This window comes from Streptomyces sp. NPDC004647 (genome assembly GCF_040609575.1).
Classification (GTDB): domain Bacteria; phylum Actinomycetota; class Actinomycetes; order Streptomycetales; family Streptomycetaceae; genus Streptomyces.
The window spans coordinates 1-16,715 of the sequence record NZ_JBEXKU010000044.1; the positions used below are offsets into that span (position 1 = coordinate 1).

Genomic DNA, 16,715 nt, shown 5'->3' on the forward strand with positions numbered 1-16,715 from the left:
GCTTCCTTCGGCCCCGTCTCCGGGCCCTCCGGGCGCTTCCCTTCGGTGTTTCCAACCCTACCAGACCTTTTCTTCACACCGTTTCCGGTCCGAATTCGTTTCTGGTGGCCGTTGGAAGGCCTTTTGCCTTTCGGCTTCCCCGACTTTATCAGATTTCTCTGGGTCGGATTTCCCGTGCTGTCCGAGTCCCTCGCACACAGCGGTGCCCGGTCCTCGTTCAGGCGGAGCCGTTAACTTACTGGACGGCCGCGCCCGGAAGCAAATCGGCTCCGGCGCGGCCGTCCGTCAGGTTGACGTGGCGTCAGACCTCTACGACCACAGGCAGGATCATCGGCCGGCGGCGGTAGTTGTCGGACACCCACTTGCCCACCGCGCGGCGGATCAGCTGCTGCAGCTGGTGGGACTCGGCGACGCCGTCCTGGGCCGCCTTCGCGAACGATTCCTCGATCTTGGGAATCACCGCGGAGAACGCGGCGTCGTCGATGCCGGAACCCCGCGCCTGGACGTGCGGGCCGCCGACGATCTTCCCCGTCGTGCTGTCCACGACCACGAAGACATTGACGATCCCCTCGTCGCCCAGGATCCGCCGGTCCTTCAGCGAGGCCTCGGTGATATCGCCGACCGACAGCCCGTCGACGTACACATATCCGGCCTGGACCTTGCCGACGATCTTGGCCACGCCGTCGACGAGGTCGACCACAACGCCGTCCTCGGCGATCACGATCCGGTCCTTGGGGACTCCGGTCAGGGCGCCAAGCTCCGCGTTGGCCCGTAGATGGCGCCACTCGCCGTGCACCGGCATCAGGTTGCGCGGCTTGCAGAGGTTGTAGAAGTACAACAGCTCGCCGGCCGAGGCATGGCCCGAGACGTGCACCTTGGCGTTGCCCTTGTGGACGACGTTCGCGCCCCACCTCGTCAGGCCGTTGATCACGCGGTAGACCGCATTCTCATTGCCCGGGATGAGGGACGACGCCAGGATGACGGTGTCGCCGGGAACGATACGGATCTGGTGGTCGCGGTTGGCCATCCGGGACAACGCGGCCATCGGCTCGCCCTGTGAGCCCGTGCAGACGAGCACGACCTGCTCGTCCGGGAGATCGTCCAGCGTTTTGACGTCCACCACGAGACCCGGCGGGACCCGCAGATAGCCGAGGTCGCGGGCGATGCCCATGTTGCGGACCATCGAGCGGCCGACGAAGGCGACGCGGCGGCCGTACTCGTGGGCTGCGTCGAGGATCTGCTGGATGCGGTGCACGTGGCTGGCGAAGCTGGCCACGATGATCCGCCGCTCCGCCCTCGCGAAGACCCCGAGCAGCGCCTTCGAGATATCGCGCTCGTGCGGTACGAAGCCGGGAACCTCGGCGTTCGTGGAGTCGGTGAGCAGGAGGTCGATGCCCTCCTCGCCGAACCGCACGAACGAGGCCAGGTCGGTCAGGCGGCCGTCGAGCGGCAGCTGGTCCATCTTGAAGTCACCGGTGTGCACCACCATGCCGGCCGGGGTGCGGATGGCGACGGCAAGGGCGTCCGGGATGGAGTGGTTGACCGCCACGAACTCGCACTCGAAGGGGCCGATGCGCTCGCGCATGCCCTCCTTGACCTCGAGGGTGTACGGCCGGATGCGGTGCTCCTGGAGCTTCGCCTCGATCAGCGCGAGGGTCAGCTTGGAACCGATCAGCGGGATGTCCTGCTTCTCGCGGAGCAGATACGGGACGGCGCCGATGTGGTCCTCGTGGCCGTGCGTGAGCACGATGCCGTCGATGTCGTCGAGGCGGTCACGGAGGGTCGTGAAGTCCGGCAGGATCAGGTCAATTCCGGGCTGCTCCTCCTCGGGGAAGAGCACTCCGCAGTCGACGATCAGCAGACGGCCGCCATATTCGAAGACGGTCATGTTGCGACCGATTTCGCCCAGTCCGCCGAGCGGGGTGACGCGCAGCCCGCCCTTGGGCAGCGTCGGCGGTGGGCCGAGTTCAGGATGCGGATGACTCAAAAGACTCTCCTCACCACGCACGCCACCTGCCCGGTTCTGGGGACACGTGGCGCGCGTGACATTCGTGCACTTGCAGTTGTCTCGTATATGTAGTTGTGAAGTCGGTGGTTACTACAGCTGTACCCCGCCCGCCGCGAGATCCCGCTTGAGCTGCTCCGTCTCCTCCGGGGTGAGCTCCACCAGGGGCAGCCGCAGCGGGCCGCCGGGCAGGCCCCGGAGGGAGAGCGCCGCCTTGCACGTGATGACGCCCTGGGTGCGGAACATGCCGGTGAAGACCGGCAGCAGTCGCTGGTGGATCTCGGTCGCCTTGGTGACGTCGCCGGTGAGATGGGCGTCCAGCAGGGCGCGTAGATCAGGCGTGACGACATGGCCGACGACGGAGACGAATCCGATGGCACCGACGGAGAGCAGCGGAAGGTTCAGCATGTCGTCGCCGGAGTACCAGGCGAGGCCGCTCCGGGCGATGGCCCAGCTGGCACGCCCCAGGTCGCCCTTGGCGTCCTTGTTGGCCACGATCCGCGGGTGGTCGGCGAGCCGGACGATCGTCTCGGTGTTGATCGGGACGCCGCTTCGGCCAGGGATGTCGTAGAGCATGACCGGCAGGTCCGTGGCATCGGCGATCGCGCTGAAGTGCCGGTACAGGCCTTCCTGCGGTGGCTTGCTGTAGTACGGGGTGACGGCGAGCAGACCGTGCGCGCCTGCCTGCTGCGCGGCGCGGGCCAGCTCGACGCTGTGCCGGGTGTCATTGGTTCCGGCTCCGGCCACGACATGGGCGCGATCGCCCACGGCCTCCACCACGGCCCGTACGAGCCGGGCTTTCTCCGCATCGCTGGTCGTCGGGGACTCACCCGTGGTGCCGTTGACGACGATGCCGTCGTTGCCGGCGTCCACCAGGTGGGCGGCGAGTCGCTGCGCGCCGTCGATGTCGAGTTCGCCGTTGTCTGAGAACGGCGTGACCATGGCGGTCAGGACCCGCCCGAACGGGGTCTGCGGTGTGGAGGTCGGAGCCATGGGTCCCACGCTACTCGTAGCTTCCTGCGACGTGCTCCCTCGGGGCACCAGGATGCGGATCCCGGCACTGCCTGCTCGGGGGTTCAAGCAGTGCCGGGTCCGTACATTCAGCCTAGATGCACTTCACGAAACGTCGCAATACGGACACTTCTCGCGATCGGCCGGACATCCGTACCTCAGGGGGCGACGCGTCCGTTGGCATTGAACGCGGCATGCGTGAGCGGCATGAGCTCCGCCCAGTGGCCCTCCATCAGCTCGCCCACCATCTCGATCTCCCGCTGCGGGAAAGACGGAACGGCCGCCTGTTCGTGCTGGGTGCGCAGGCCGAGGAAGTGCATCAGCGAGCGGGCGTTGCAGGTCGCGTACATCGAGGAGAAAAGACCGACGGGCAGGACCGAACGGGCAACTTCGCGTGCCACGCCCGCCGCCAGCATCTCCTGGTACGCCTCGTAGGACTGCCGGTAGGAGTCCTCCATGACCCGGCCGGTCAGCTCGTGCTGCCCCTGGGTGCCTTCCACGAACTCGTACTTGCCGGGCCGGCCCTGCTGCACGAGCTTGCGGGCCTCTCCGGGGACGTAGAAGACGGGCTGCAGCTCGCGGTAGCGGCCGGACTCCTCGTTGTACGACCAGCCGACGCGGTGCCGCATGAACTCGCGGAAGACGAAGATCGGGGCGCTGATGAAGAAGGTCATCGAGTTGTGCTCGAACGGGCTGCCGTGCCGGTCGCGCATCAGGAAGTTGATCAAGCCCTTCGAGCGCTCCGGGTCCTTCTTGAGCTCCTCGAGGGACAGCTCTCCGGCCGTCGAGACCCTGGCTGCCCACAGCACGTCGGAGTCCGCGGCGCTGTGCTTCACCAGCTCGACGGTCACATCGCTGCGGAAGCCGGGCTTGGCGCTCTCGGCGGGGGTGTCGGTCACCGGCGTGGGTCCTTCCATCTGCATCGCTCGGGCGGCGCCCAGCTTACGACCCGCCACTGACAGCCCCGGCCGGCAGGCGATCCCGCCAAGAAAGTCGTCGGGAACGGGCACCCGAAGGGCAATTCACACGTCTCACCGGGAGAAGCCCGTTCGAAAGTAAGGAAGAGCGTTCTCCCATGTTCCGCCGGCGAGAGTCCGTACCGTTCGCCTTCGTCGCCGAGGCCGACCGCTTCCGCAGCAATGTCGCACCACCGCCCTGCCGACGAGCCGGACGCTCCGAGATAGCCGGGCGAACGCTGATAGGCCTCACTGTGGTGGCCGGGCTGGTCGGCTCCCTCGTCTTCGGTCTGCCCGCACTCGAGACCGGGTCGGGAACCGGCAAGGCACCCCGGTCGGAGGCGGCGCACGGCCACTGACGCGGCCGGCCGCCTTGCCCCGACTGGCGACCCTGGGGTGGTCGGCAGTCGGGTGCATCGATAGCCTCACCGGGCACAGCCCATCGAGTGTGCATACGAGTGAGGACCAGTCGTGCCCCTGACCTTCCTGACGGCCGACCGTGCCTTCGACGGTCGCGACGATCTCGCCGACGGTGCCGCGCTGCCGTACGAGGACCTGAACCGCTGGCGCCGCCCCTACCGCCCCGGCCCCTGGCGGGTCGGAGCCGCAGCGCTGGTGCTGCTGCTCGCCTCGTACCTGCTGTTCGCGGCGGTGATCGTCGCCTTCGCCGGCGCGCTGCCGGGGGCGGGCGTGTGCGTGGGGGCCGCCGCGGTGGTGATCGTGTGCGCGCTCCGGCTGCTCCGGGTGGGCGTCTGGGTGAGCGCGCAGGGGCTGCGGCGGACCGGGTTCTTCGGCACCACCACGCTGCCCTGGGCACGTGTGGCCGCCGTACGGACCGTGCAGCAGCCCGTGAAGTGGCTGGGGACCCCGCGGACCGTCCAGGGCCAGGCCCTGCTGGTCATACCCGTCGACGGTGAGCCGCTGCGCCCGCTGATCACCGACCACAACGCCGACTTCCTCGCCCGCGTGGAAGCGTTCGACATGGCGGCGGACGCCGTCGAGGGCTGGGCGGCCGAGTACGGCTGCTGACGGCCTACCCGAGAGCCGCGGTCCTGCTGCCGTCGGAATCGTGCAGCGAGATGGCCCGCTGCATGGCCTTCCGGGCACGCGGGGTGTCCCGCGCATCGTGATACGCGACCGCGAGCCGGAACCATGACCGCCAGTCCTGCGGCGACTCCTCGGTCTCGGCCCGCCGCTTGGCGAACACCGCGTCGGCGGAGGCCCGGTCGATACGGCCGCCCGGCGTCCGGACGAGCTCGTCGACCGGCAGACCGCCCTCGGCCTCCAGCTCCGCGGCGAGCCGGTTGGCACGCCTCGCGAACCTCGTCGTCTGCCACAGGAACCAGGCGCCGATCACCGGCAGCACCAGCACGGACACCCCGAAGACGACGGTCACCGGCGAGCCGTGCCGGATGAGCAGGACGCCACGGCTGCCGACCAGGACGAAGTAGCCGACCAGAACCGCGGCGAGAGCGAAGTACGTGATCCTTGCGCGCACGGCTACCGCTGCTCCCCGCCCAGCTCCAGGAAGTGCTCCAGCCCGAAGGTCAGGCCCGGGGTGGAGACCACACGCCGTACCCCCAGCAGGATGCCGGGCATGAAGCAGCTGTGGTGCAGCGAGTCGTGCCTGATGGTCAAGGTCTCACCGGCGTCGCCGAAGAGGACCTCCTGGTGCGCCAGCAGACCGCGCAGCCGTACGGCGTGCACGGGCACTCCGTCCACGTCGGCGCCCCTGGCCCCCTCCAGCTCCGTGGTCGTCGCGTCGGGCTGCGGCGCGCAGCCGGCCTCGCGGCGGGCCTCGGCGATCAGCTGGGCGGTGCGGGTCGCGGTGCCCGACGGGGCGTCCGCCTTGTTCGGGTGATGCAGCTCGACCACCTCGACGGACTCGAAGAAGCGGGCGGCAGCCTGGGCGAACTGCATGGTCAGCACGGCGCCGATGGAGAAGTTGGGCGCGATGAGCACGCCTGTCCCCGGGGAGGCTTCGAGCCGTTCGCGGAGCCGGCGGAGCCGGTCCTCGGTCCATCCGGTGGTGCCGACAACCCCGTGGATACCGTGCCGGACGCAGAAGTCCAGGTTGCCCATCACCGAGCCGGGATCGGTCAGTTCGACCGCGACCTGGGCGCCCGCCTCGACGAGCGTCTCCAGTTTGTCGCCCCGGCTCAGCTCGGCCACCAGCTCCATGTCGTCCGCGGCCGCCACGGCCCGTACGGCCTCGGAGCCGATACGGCCGTTCGCCCCGATCACGGCCACCCGCAGCTTGTCCATGGTCCTCACCCTTCGTTGGTCCCGACGCTTCGGCTCATGAGACGGCTTCGTCCAGGCGGGCCGTCTGCTTGTCCTTCAGCGGACCGATCACGGACAGCGAGGGACGGTGTCCCAGTACATCGCGGGCCACGGCCTGGACGTCGTCCGGGGTGACGGCCGCGATCCGCCGCAGCATCTCGTCGACCGACAGCTGCTCGCCCCAGCACAGCTCGCTCTTGCCGATGCGGTTCATCAGCGCACCGGTGTCCTCCAGACCCAGGACGGTGGATCCGGAGAGCTGGCCGACCGCCCGGTGCAGCTCTCCGTCGTCGAGTCCGTGCTCGGCGATCTGGTCCAGCTCGTCACGGCAGATCTTGAGCACGTCGTGGACCTGGCTGGGGCGGCAGCCCGCGTAGACGCCGAACAGGCCGCAGTCGGCGAAGCCCGAGGTGTAGGAGTACACGGAGTAGGCGAGGCCGCGCTTCTCGCGGATCTCCTGGAAGAGGCGGGAGCTCATGCCGCCGCCCAGCGCCGTGTTGAGCACGCCCATCGCCCACCGGCGGTCGTCGGTGCGGGCGAGGCCTGGCATGCCGAGGATGACATGCGCCTGCTCGGTCTTGCGGCCCAGGACGTCGACGCGGCCGGCGGTGCGGAGCGTACGGGCGCCGGTACGCGGTCCGACGGGGAGTGCTTCCTCCTCGCCGAGTGCGCCGGCCCGTTCGAAGGCCGCGCGGACCTGGCGTACGACCTTGTTGTGGTCCACATTGCCCGCGGCGGCAACGATCAGGTGGGTGGGGTCGTAGTGCTTCTTGTAGAAGCGGGCGATCCGGTCCCGGGTCAGGCCGTTCACCGTGTCGACGGTGCCGAGAACGGGGCGGCCGAGCGGGCTGTCGCCGAACATGGTGCGCGCGAAGAGATCGTGCACGACATCACCGGGGTCATCCTCGGTCATCGCGATTTCCTCGAGGATGACGCCGCGCTCGGCGTCCACGTCCACGGCCTCGATCAGCGAGCCGGTGAGCATGTCGCACACCACGTCTATGGCGAGCGGCAGGTCCGTGTCCAGCACACGCGCGTAATAGCACGTGTACTCCTTGGCCGTGAAGGCGTTCATCTCGCCGCCGACCGCGTCGATCGCGGAGGAGATGTCGAGAGCGGTGCGCTTCTGGGTGCCCTTGAAGAGCAGGTGCTCCAGATAGTGGGTGGCGCCGCCCAGCGACGGGGTCTCGTCGCGGGAGCCGACGTGCGCCCAGATGCCGAAGGTGGCGGAGCGTACGGAGGGCAGCGTCTCGGTGACGACGCGCAGACCGCCGGGGAGGGTGGTTTTGCGGACCGTGCCGATGCCGTTCTCGCCCTTGAGAAGGGTTTGGGTACGGGCGACGGCCCGCCCCTCCGAGGAGGGGCGGGCCGTCGGGCGGTGCGATGCGCCCAGGGGGAACGAGGGTGTCACTTGGCAGCGTCGTCCTTCGACTCCGCCGGGGCGCCCGCGGCGGAGCCGCTGTCGGACTCCGTCTCACCCTCGATGACCGGGTGCAGCGAGAGCTTGCCGCGCTGGTCGATCTCCGCGATCTCGACCTGGACCTTGGAGCCCACCGCGACCACGTCCTCCACGTTCTCCACGCGCTTGCCACCGGCGAGCTTGCGGATCTGGGAGATGTGCAGCAGACCGTCCTTGCCCGGCATCAGCGAGACGAAGGCACCGAAGGTGGTGGTCTTCACCACCGTGCCCAGGTAGCGCTCGCCGACCTCGGGCATCGTCGGGTTGGCGATGCTGTTGATCGTGGCGCGCGCGGCCTCGGCGGCCGGGCCGTCGGAGGCACCGATGTAGATGGTGCCGTCGTCCTCGACCGAGATGTCGGCGCCGGTGTCCTCCTGGATCTGGTTGATCATCTTGCCCTTGGGGCCGATGATCTCGCCGATCTTGTCCACCGGGATCTTGACGCTGATGACCCGCGGGGCGTTCGGGGACATCTCGTCCGGGACGTCGATGGCCTCGTTCATCACGTCGAGGATGTGCAGCCGGGCGTCACGGGCTTGCTTGAGGGCCGCGGCGAGCACGGACGCGGGGATGCCGTCCAGCTTGGTGTCGAGTTGCAGGGCGGTGACGAACTGCTTCGTACCGGCGACCTTGAAGTCCATGTCGCCGAACGCGTCCTCGGCGCCGAGGATGTCGGTCAGCGCGACATAGTGCGTCTCGCCCTCGACCTCCTGCGAGATCAGGCCCATGGCGATACCGGCGACGGCGGCCTTGAGCGGCACACCGGCGTTCAGCAGCGACATGGTGGAGGCGCAGACCGAGCCCATGGAGGTCGACCCGTTGGAGCCGAGCGCCTCGGAGACCTGGCGGATGGCGTACGGGAAGTCCTCGCGGGACGGCAGCACGGGCAGGATCGCCCGCTCGGCCAGCGCGCCGTGGCCGATCTCGCGCCGCTTCGGGGAGCCGACGCGGCCGGTCTCGCCGACGGAGTACGGCGGGAAGTTGTAGTTGTGCATGTAGCGACGGCGCGTCTCGGGGGAGAGCGTGTCGAGCTGCTGCTCCATGCGCAGCATGTTCAGCGTGGTGACACCCAGGATCTGGGTCTCGCCGCGCTCGAACAGGGCCGAGCCGTGCACCCGCGGGATCGCCTCGACCTCGGCGGCGAGGGTGCGGATGTCGGTGATGCCGCGGCCGTCGATGCGGACCTTGTCCTTGATGACGCGCTCGCGGACCAGCTTCTTGGTCAGCGTGCGGTACGCGGCGGAGATCTCCTTCTCGCGTCCCTCGAACTGCGGCAGCAGCTTCTCGGCGGCGATGCCCTTCACCCGGTCCAGCTCGGCCTCACGGGCCTGCTTGCCGGGGATGGTCAGCGCCTGGGCGAGCTCGTCGCGGACGGCCTGGTCGAGCGCCTCGAGGACGTCGTCCTGGTGGTCCAGGAAGATCGGGAACTCACCGGTGGGCTTGGCGGCCTTGGCGGCGAGGTCCGACTGTGCCTTGCACAGCGCCTTGATGAAGGGCTTGGAGGCCTCGAGGCCGGCAGCCACGATCTCCTCGGTCGGCGCCTCGGCGCCGCCCTCGACGAGCGCGATCGTCTTGGTCGTGGCCTCGGCCTCGACCATCATGATCGCGACGTCGCCGTCCTCGAGGGTGCGGCCGGCCACGACCATGTCGAAGACGGCGTCCTCGAGCTCGGTGTGGGTCGGGAACGCCACCCACTGGCCACGGATCAGCGCGACGCGGACGCCGCCGATCGGGCCGGAGAAGGGCAGGCCGGCCAGCTGCGTGGAGGCGGAGGCGGCGTTGATGGCGACCACGTCGTAGAGGTGGTCGGGGTTGAGGGCCATGATCGTCGCGACGACCTGGATCTCGTTGCGCAGGCCCTTCTTGAAGGACGGACGCAGCGGGCGGTCGATCAGGCGACAGGTGAGGACCGCGTCCTCGGAGGGGCGGCCCTCGCGGCGGAAGAACGAGCCGGGGATGCGCCCGGCCGCGTACATCCGCTCCTCGACGTCGACCGTCAGCGGGAAGAAGTCGAGCTGGTCCTTGGGGTTCTTGGAAGCGCTGGTGGCCGACAGCACCATGGTGTCGTCGTCCAGGTAGGCCACGGCGGAGCCGGCGGCCTGACGGGCCAGCCGGCCCGTCTCGAAGCGGATGGTGCGGGTGCCGAAGGAACCGTTGTCAATGACGGCCTCGGCGTAGTGGGTCTCGTTCTCCACCAGGAAAATCTCCTCGTCTGCGTCCCTCACCCGTGTGGTGGGGGACGATGGCGGGTGGAGCGCCCGGGTCCGCCCTTCGGTCGCCGGGCCGGTCTTCGATCGAAGCCTCCGGAATCGCCTGTTGCTGCTGTTCCGGCGGCCACTACCGAGGACCGGCGCCTGCGGCGTCGATACGCGGGCGGTGAGGGCGCTCCCCCTCATGGTTCGCTGTGCTGTTCTTCTTCTATGGCGTTCTGCGACCAGACTACAAAGCTTCGGCCGTCGTCACGACGGCTGGAAGAACTCTTGCGTCCGGTTCGTGATGCCGTACGTGACGGGGATACCTGCACATACGGCGAAGGGAGCGGCCCCTGGTGTGGGAACCGCTCCCTTCACGGCGTCTTACTTGGCGCCCGCGGCGCCGCGGCGGATGCCGAGGCGCTCGACCAGCGCTCGGAAGCGCGTGATGTCCCTCTTCGCCAGGTACTGCAGCAGGCGGCGGCGCTGGCCGACCAGCAGCAGCAGACCACGGCGGGAGTGGTGGTCGTGTTTGTGGGTCTTGAGGTGCTCGGTCAGGTCCGAGATGCGGCGGGAAAGCATCGCGACCTGGACCTCGGGGGAACCGGTGTCACCTTCCTTGGTGGCGAACTCGGCCATGATCTGCTTCTTCGTTGCGGCGTCGAGCGACACGCGGTACTCCTCTGATTCGTTTCAGCCGCCGAGTGCCCCTGGTCTGTCACACAGGAGAGCTTCCATGACTCGGGAGGCGGGGCTCGCCGGGGGCGCCGCCTCCGGGTGATCCGGGGGCGCGTACACAAGCGGCCGTCACCGAGAGTACCAGTCCGTCGCCAGTACTCCTGCCCCGGTCGTCGGGACCCGGCTAGCTGGTCAGACCCCGCGCCGAGGCGTACACGTCCAGCACTGCCAGGCACAGCGGCACCAGGGACAGCAGAACGATGCCGTCGAAGATGTCGAGCAGGCGGCCCCAGAAGGGGGACAGCCCCTTGCGCGGGACGATCAGGCCCACGGCGACCAGGAGCGCGGCGCCCGTGGCGATGCTGCCGGTGAACCAGACGGTACGGACGTTGAGCGGCCCGCCGTCGCCGTCCCGGTACAGCGCCTGGAGCGCCTCGACCGGCGGGTCGAGCGCGATGCCCAGGATCAGCAGCAGGATGGTGAGGATGCCCGCGACCAGCAGGCAGGCCACCTGGGAGGTGTAGTCGAAGAGCCGGGCGCGCAGCATCATCGTGATACCGGCGGCCAGCGCCAGCAGCTGTGCCCAGACATTGTCGGAGAAGCCGAGGACGACACCGGCGGCGCCGACGACGAGCGCCGCGCAGCCGGCGACCAGGCCCAGGAGCAGCTCGTGGCCGCGGCGGGCCTGGGTGCCGATCCGTACGAAGTCGACCGACTCCTCTTCCGGCGCCCGGTTGCGGCCGTCGTAGTCGCGGCCCTGGGCGATCTGGTCGGGCGACCGGTATCCGATGGGAAGCCTGGCGAACCGTGCGGACAGGCCCGGCAGCCAGGCGACCACGGCAATGCCGACGACGGCGGTGACGGCGGCGACCTCGCGCGGCGGGGCGTCGGTGAGGACTGCCGCGAACGTGGCGAAGGTGCCGATGGCCGAGAGGAAGGCGGCGGCGACGAACGGTGAGTCACCACGCGGCAGCATCACCACCAGCAGCACGGAGGCGATGAGCACCACGACGCAGCCGACGAGGAACTGCAGCCGGCCGGGGCCCTCCCCCTTGTCCAGGCCGAAGACCCCGGAACCGGCGAGCAGCAGATGGGGCAGTGCGGCGAGCCCGAGCGCGATCGAGGCGCCGCGGTCGTCGTAGACGCGGGCGCGAACGCCGGCCAGTGCGACGAGGGCGATGCCCGTCACGCCGGCGATGATGCCCGGCAGCCGGTGCATGTCGCGGTCAACCGGATTCGAGAACCACAGCGCGAACGCCATCATCACCAGCAGCAGCACGCCGGAGGTCAGGCCCACGGCGTTCATCATCTCGTCGCTCCAGCGACGGCGGTCGCGGCTCACGGCGGAGGCGATCGCATCGGACACGTCGTCGTAGACCGCGGAGGGCAGCGACTCGGCGAACGGGCGCAGCAGGAGCAGGTCACCGTCCAGGATGCGCTGCTCGGCGAGTGAACGGCCGGCGTCCAGCACGCTGCCGTCCCGCCGTACCAAGTGGTAGCCGGTGGGAGAGCCTTCTGCCTGCGACTGACCCGATAGCTGCAGGATCTCCGGATAGATGTCGACGAGTGCGACGTCCTCCGGCAGCGCCACGTCGATCCGTGCGTCCGGCGCGGCGACTGTGACCCGGCAGAAGCCGGTGCCTGCGGTCGTGCTCACCTGGCGGTTCCCCTCGTCCGTGGTGGGTGATGTTGCGCACCGGCGTGACTGCCGGGGGCGGCGGTGCGTCAGCGTACCGCCCGATCGGTTCAATGCCCCCACCCACCCCTGCGGTTGACGGCAGTCAGTAGGATCACCGGCCTGTGCCAATGGCGAGAATGCTTTGGCCGGGGGGACCGTTCAAGAACGGGGGCGGTCCGAACTGCGATCTGCGTGAAGGACTGGTGCCTCGGTGAGCGTGGTCATCGTCAAGCGCCCGCCTCGGGCTCTGCCACCCGAAGTTCCCAGCGAGGAGGTGACACTCGAGCCTCCCCCGGAGTTGCCGCGTGAGGGCGACCAGAACCTGATGATGAACCTGCTGCCCATGCTGGGCATGTTCTCGTCGGCTGCGTTCTTCTTCATGCCGGGCATCCAGCCGTTCATGAAGATCATGGGCGGCATGATGTGCATCTCGGCCGTGGTCATGGCGGTCGTGCAAGTGGTGAAGGCTCGTCAGGGGCCTGCCGGGGAATTGGTGCAGGAGCGCCAGGACTACCTCAAGTACCTCTCGCAAAAGCGCAGGGAGGTCCGGCGCACCGCCCGGAAGCAGCGCGACGCCCAGTTGTTCACGCACCCGAGTCCGGACCAGCTGTGGTCGATCGTGGCCGAGGGCCGGCGGGTGTGGGAGCGGCGCGCCACCGACGGCGACTTCGCGCAGATCCGGCTGGGACTGGGCCCGCAGCAGCTGGCGACTCCGCTCAAGGCTCCGGAGACCGCGCCGGTGGACGAACTGGAGCCGCTCACCGCGCATGCGATGAAGCAGTTCCTGGTCTCGCACGGGAGTCTGGACGGTCTGCCGCTCGCGGTGTCGCTGCGCGCCTTCTACCACCTCACGGTGTCGGGTGAACCCGACACCGTGTACGGAACCACGCGCGCGATGGTGGCGCAGCTGTGCACGCTCCACTCCCCCGAGGACCTGGTCGTGGCGGTTGTCGCCGCGCCGGGCGCGCTGGCGGAGTGGGAGTGGGCGAAGTGGCTGCCGCACACGCAGGACTCCTCCCTGGACGGCGCCGGAACGCGCCGGCTGATTGTCGGGGACCTCGGCGAGATCGAGGAGCTCCTCGCGTCGGAGCTGGAGGGCCGTACCAGGTTCAACACCACGGCGCCGCCGGTGGCGGACACACCGCACGTGGTGATCGTGCTGGACGGCGGCAACATCCCGGTGGACTCCGTGATCGCCGGTGCGGAGGGTCTGCAGGGTGTGACCATCATCGAGGTGGTGCCCGGCGACCTGGACGACATGCGCAGCTCGCTGGCCGTACAGGTGCGGCCCGACAAGCTGGCGCTCGAGTCGGCGAGCGGAGCCGTCTACACCGGCACGCCCGACGTCCTCTCGGTCTCCGAGGCGGAGTCTCTGGCACGCCAGCTCGCCCCGATGCGGGCCGGGACGGCGGATGGTGACGAACCGCTGCTGGCGAACCTGGACTTCACCGATCTGATGAACATCGGCGACGCCGGTGCGGTCGACGTCTCCCGCACCTGGCGGCCGCGAACGCTGCACGAGCGGTTGCGCGTACCGATCGGCATCGGCCAGGACGGCCAGCCGATCATGCTGGACATCAAGGAGGCCTCGCAGGAGGGCATGGGCCCGCACGGCCTGTGTGTCGGTGCGACCGGCTCGGGCAAGTCCGAGCTGCTGCGCACCCTGGTGCTCGGCCTTGCGGTCACCCACTCCTCCCAGACGCTCAACTTCGTCCTCGCGGACTTCAAGGGCGGCGCCACGTTCACGGGTATGTCGGAGATGCCGCATGTGGCGGCGGTCATCACCAACCTGGCGGACGACCTCACCATGGTCGACCGCATGCGGGACTCGATCACCGGTGAACTGCAGCGCAGGCAGGAACTGCTCCGCTCGGCGGGCAACTACGCGAACATCACGGACTACGAGAAGGCGCGCGCCGCGGGCGCTCCGCTGGAGCCGCTGCCGTCGCTCGTCATGGTGCTCGACGAGTTCAGCGAACTGCTGACCGCCAAGCCCGACTTCATCGACATGTTCATCCAGATCGGCCGTATCGGCCGTTCGCTGGGTGTGCACATGCTGCTCGCCTCGCAGCGCCTGGAGGAAGGCAAGCTGCGCGGCCTGGACACCTTCCTGTCCTACCGGATCGGTCTGCGCACCTTCTCGGCGGCCGAGTCGCGGGCGGCGATCGGTGTGCCGGACGCGTACCACCTGCCGAACGTCCCGGGCGCGGGCATCCTCAAGTACGACACCGAGACGATGATCCAGTTCAAGGCCGCGTATGTCTCCGGCCCGTACCGTGCGAGCGGCGGCGGAGGCGGTGGCGGCGGCAGCCGTACGGACCGCCTGCCCGTACCCTTCACCGCGGCTTCCGTCGTCCGGCACATCATCGAGGAGCCGGAGACCGAGCCGGCCGTCCCGCAGCAGGACGACGCCCTGGCCGATACGGTCCTGGACGTCATCGTGCAGCGGATGCAGGGCCAGGGCCCGCCCGCGCACCAGGTGTGGCTGCCCCCTCTGGAGGAGTCGCCCTCGATCGACCGGCTGCTCCCCGCTCTCTCGGTCACTCCGGAACGCGGTGCGCACGCGGCGGAGTACACGGCCACCGGCAAACTCATCGTGCCGGTCGCGATCGTGGACAAGCCGTTCGAGCAGCGGCGTGACGTGATGTACCTGGACTTCTCCGGCTCCGCCGGTCACGGCCTGATCGTCGGTGGCCCGCAGTCCGGAAAGTCCACCCTGATTCGGAGTGCGATCGCCGCGTTCGCACTCACCCACACCCCGTACGAGGTGCAGTTCTACTGCCTGGACTTCGGCGGCGGCGGCATGCTGGCGTTCGACGGTCTGCCGCACGTCGGCGGGGCGGCCTCACGGCTCGATGCCGAGAAGGTGCGCCGTACGGTCTCCGAGGTCGTCGGCATCCTCAACGAGCGTGAGGAGTTCTTCCGCGCGAACAACATCGACTCCATGAACACCTACCGGCAGCGCCGGGCGGCCGGGCAGTACCCGGACCAGGCGTGGGGCGATGTCTTCCTGGTGATCGACGGCTGGGGCACCTTCAAGACCGACTACGAGCAGCTCGACGGGGTCATCCTCGACATCGCCGGGCGCGGACTCGGCTTCGGTGTCCACCTGGTGATCGGCGCCTCTCGGTACACCGAGGTCAGGCCCGCCCTGCGCGACCAGCTGCTGAACCGTGTCGAGCTGCGCCTCGGCGACCCGATGGAGTCGGAGTTCGACCGCAAGCGGGCCGAGAACGTGCCGATGGGCCAGCCCGGCCGCGGTCTGTCCCCGGACAAGCTCAACTATCTGGCCGCCCTGCCGCGGCTGGACGGGTCCAGCGACCCGGACACGCTCGGCGAGGGCATGGCCCACCTGGTGGCCACGGTCTCCGAGCACTGGACGGGGCCGGTGGCGCCGAAGGTGCGCATGCTGCCGACTCTGCTGCGGGTCAACGAGATCCCGAAGGGCGGCGACTTCCCGGAGCGCGGCGTCGCGTTCGGTGTGGACGAGACCACGCTGTCGCCGGCGTTCATCGACTTCGAGACCGACCCGCTGTTCGTCATCTACGGCGAGAGCGAGTCCGGTAAGTCGTCGGTGCTGCGTCTGCTCGCCAAGCAGATCGCCGAGCGCTACCCGGCCGAGAAGGCTCTGCTGGTCGTGGCGGACTACCGGCGCGCACTGCTCGGTGAGATCCCCGAGAGCCACATGTACAAGTACTGCGCCGCCGCGCCGCAGTTGCAGGAGGTCCTCACCGGACTGGCGGGTTCGCTGGGCCGCCGTATGCCGGGCCCGGACGTCACTCCGGAGCAGCTGCGCAACCGCAGCTGGTACGACCTGCCGGACGCGTTCGTGATCGTGGACGACTACGACCTGGTGGCGACGAGCAGCGGGAACCCGCTGCAACCGCTGCTGGAGTACCTGCCGTTCGCGCGTGACCTGGGTCTGCGGCTGATTCTGGCGCGCAGCTCGTCGGGGGCCTCGCGGTCGTCCTTCGAGCCGGTCATGCAGCGCACCAAGGAGCTGGGGGCGCAGGGCCTGATCCTGTCCGGCGACCCGAGCGAGGGCGCGTTGATGGGGAACCACAAGGCGATGCGGCTGACGCCGGGACGGGGTCAGTTCGTGACGCGCAAGCGTGGCGCGCAGCTGGTGCAGACGGGCTGGCTGCCGACGAACTGACGGAGTGGGCCGGGGCTCGTGTTGTGGGCCCCGGCCGGTTCGTCGCGGGGCTCGTGTTGTGGGTCCCAGTTCGGGTCGTCGGGGGTCCGGTTTCGGTCGTCGGGACCCCGGTTCGGGTCGTGGCGGTTCCCGCGTCGGGTCGTGGCGGTTCCGGGCCCGCAGTTCGCGCGGTTCCGCCCGCGGTTCGCGCGGTTCCGCCCGCGGTTCGCGCGGTTCCGCCCGCGGCGCAGAACGACGACGGCGGCGGTGCTCCCTGGAGGGGGCGCCGCCGCCGTCCTTTCATGTCCGGCACCCACT

The 16,715-nt window shown here is 69.3% G+C and carries 12 protein-coding genes; 3 read left to right on the plus strand and 9 right to left on the minus strand.

The window, feature by feature from the left end:
• Positions 1 to 301: 301 nt before the first annotated feature.
• From ABZW18_RS20220 to thyX, 3 genes are all read right to left on the minus strand, one after another.
• Complete coding sequence (locus tag ABZW18_RS20220; protein WP_356189205.1) at positions 302 to 1,987, minus strand: ribonuclease J; 1,686 nt, start codon at positions 1,985 to 1,987, stop codon at positions 302 to 304.
• Positions 1,988 to 2,098: 111 nt separating this feature from the next.
• Positions 2,099 to 2,998, minus strand: a complete 900-nt coding sequence (dapA, locus tag ABZW18_RS20225) for a 4-hydroxy-tetrahydrodipicolinate synthase (protein ID WP_356189207.1) — start codon at positions 2,996 to 2,998, stop codon at positions 2,099 to 2,101.
• Between the two features lie 176 nt (positions 2,999 to 3,174).
• A complete protein-coding gene (thyX, locus tag ABZW18_RS20230) occupies positions 3,175 to 3,915 on the minus strand; it encodes an FAD-dependent thymidylate synthase (RefSeq protein ID WP_356189209.1) in 741 nt (246 codons plus the stop codon).
• A 176-nt stretch (positions 3,916 to 4,091) separates the two neighbouring features.
• On the opposite strand from thyX, the gene ABZW18_RS20235 reads away from it, so the two are divergent.
• Together ABZW18_RS20235 and ABZW18_RS20240 are read left to right on the plus strand one after the other, a co-directional pair.
• Positions 4,092 to 4,331 (plus strand): hypothetical protein, encoded by a 240-nt coding sequence (locus tag ABZW18_RS20235; RefSeq protein ID WP_356189211.1) that lies wholly within the window; start codon positions 4,092 to 4,094, stop codon positions 4,329 to 4,331.
• Between the two features lie 112 nt (positions 4,332 to 4,443).
• A complete protein-coding gene (locus ABZW18_RS20240) occupies positions 4,444 to 5,001 on the plus strand; it encodes a PH domain-containing protein (RefSeq protein WP_356189213.1) in 558 nt (185 codons plus the stop codon).
• A gap of 4 nt (positions 5,002 to 5,005) precedes the next feature.
• Here ABZW18_RS20240 and ABZW18_RS20245 read toward each other — a convergent pair whose 3' ends face one another.
• The 6 genes from ABZW18_RS20245 to eccD form a co-directional block, all read right to left on the minus strand.
• Positions 5,006 to 5,470 carry a hypothetical protein gene (locus ABZW18_RS20245; protein WP_356189215.1) on the minus strand — a complete coding sequence of 155 codons (465 nt, stop codon included), beginning with the start codon at positions 5,468 to 5,470 and terminating at the stop codon, positions 5,006 to 5,008.
• A 2-nt stretch (positions 5,471 to 5,472) separates the two neighbouring features.
• Positions 5,473 to 6,237: a 4-hydroxy-tetrahydrodipicolinate reductase gene (gene dapB, locus ABZW18_RS20250; RefSeq protein ID WP_356189217.1), complete on the minus strand. Its 765-nt coding sequence runs from the start codon at positions 6,235 to 6,237 to the stop codon at positions 5,473 to 5,475.
• A gap of 34 nt (positions 6,238 to 6,271) precedes the next feature.
• Positions 6,272 to 7,648, minus strand: a complete 1,377-nt coding sequence (locus tag ABZW18_RS20255; RefSeq protein ID WP_356189298.1) for a pitrilysin family protein — start codon at positions 7,646 to 7,648, stop codon at positions 6,272 to 6,274.
• A 14-nt stretch (positions 7,649 to 7,662) separates the two neighbouring features.
• Positions 7,663 to 9,909: a polyribonucleotide nucleotidyltransferase gene (locus tag ABZW18_RS20260; RefSeq protein WP_356189300.1), complete on the minus strand. Its 2,247-nt coding sequence runs from the start codon at positions 9,907 to 9,909 to the stop codon at positions 7,663 to 7,665.
• A 381-nt stretch (positions 9,910 to 10,290) separates the two neighbouring features.
• On the minus strand, positions 10,291 to 10,578 hold the full coding sequence (rpsO, locus tag ABZW18_RS20265; RefSeq protein ID WP_356189219.1) for a 30S ribosomal protein S15: 288 nt from the start codon (positions 10,576 to 10,578) through the stop codon (positions 10,291 to 10,293).
• A 190-nt stretch (positions 10,579 to 10,768) separates the two neighbouring features.
• Positions 10,769 to 12,241, minus strand: a complete 1,473-nt coding sequence (gene eccD / locus ABZW18_RS20270; RefSeq protein ID WP_356189221.1) for a type VII secretion integral membrane protein EccD — start codon at positions 12,239 to 12,241, stop codon at positions 10,769 to 10,771.
• 232 nt (positions 12,242 to 12,473) lie between these two features.
• On the opposite strand from eccD, the gene eccCa reads away from it, so the two are divergent.
• Entirely contained in the window at positions 12,474 to 16,418 is a 3,945-nt protein-coding gene (gene eccCa, locus ABZW18_RS20275; RefSeq protein ID WP_356189223.1) for a type VII secretion protein EccCa, read from the plus strand.
• The last annotated feature ends 297 nt before the right edge of the window (positions 16,419 to 16,715 follow it).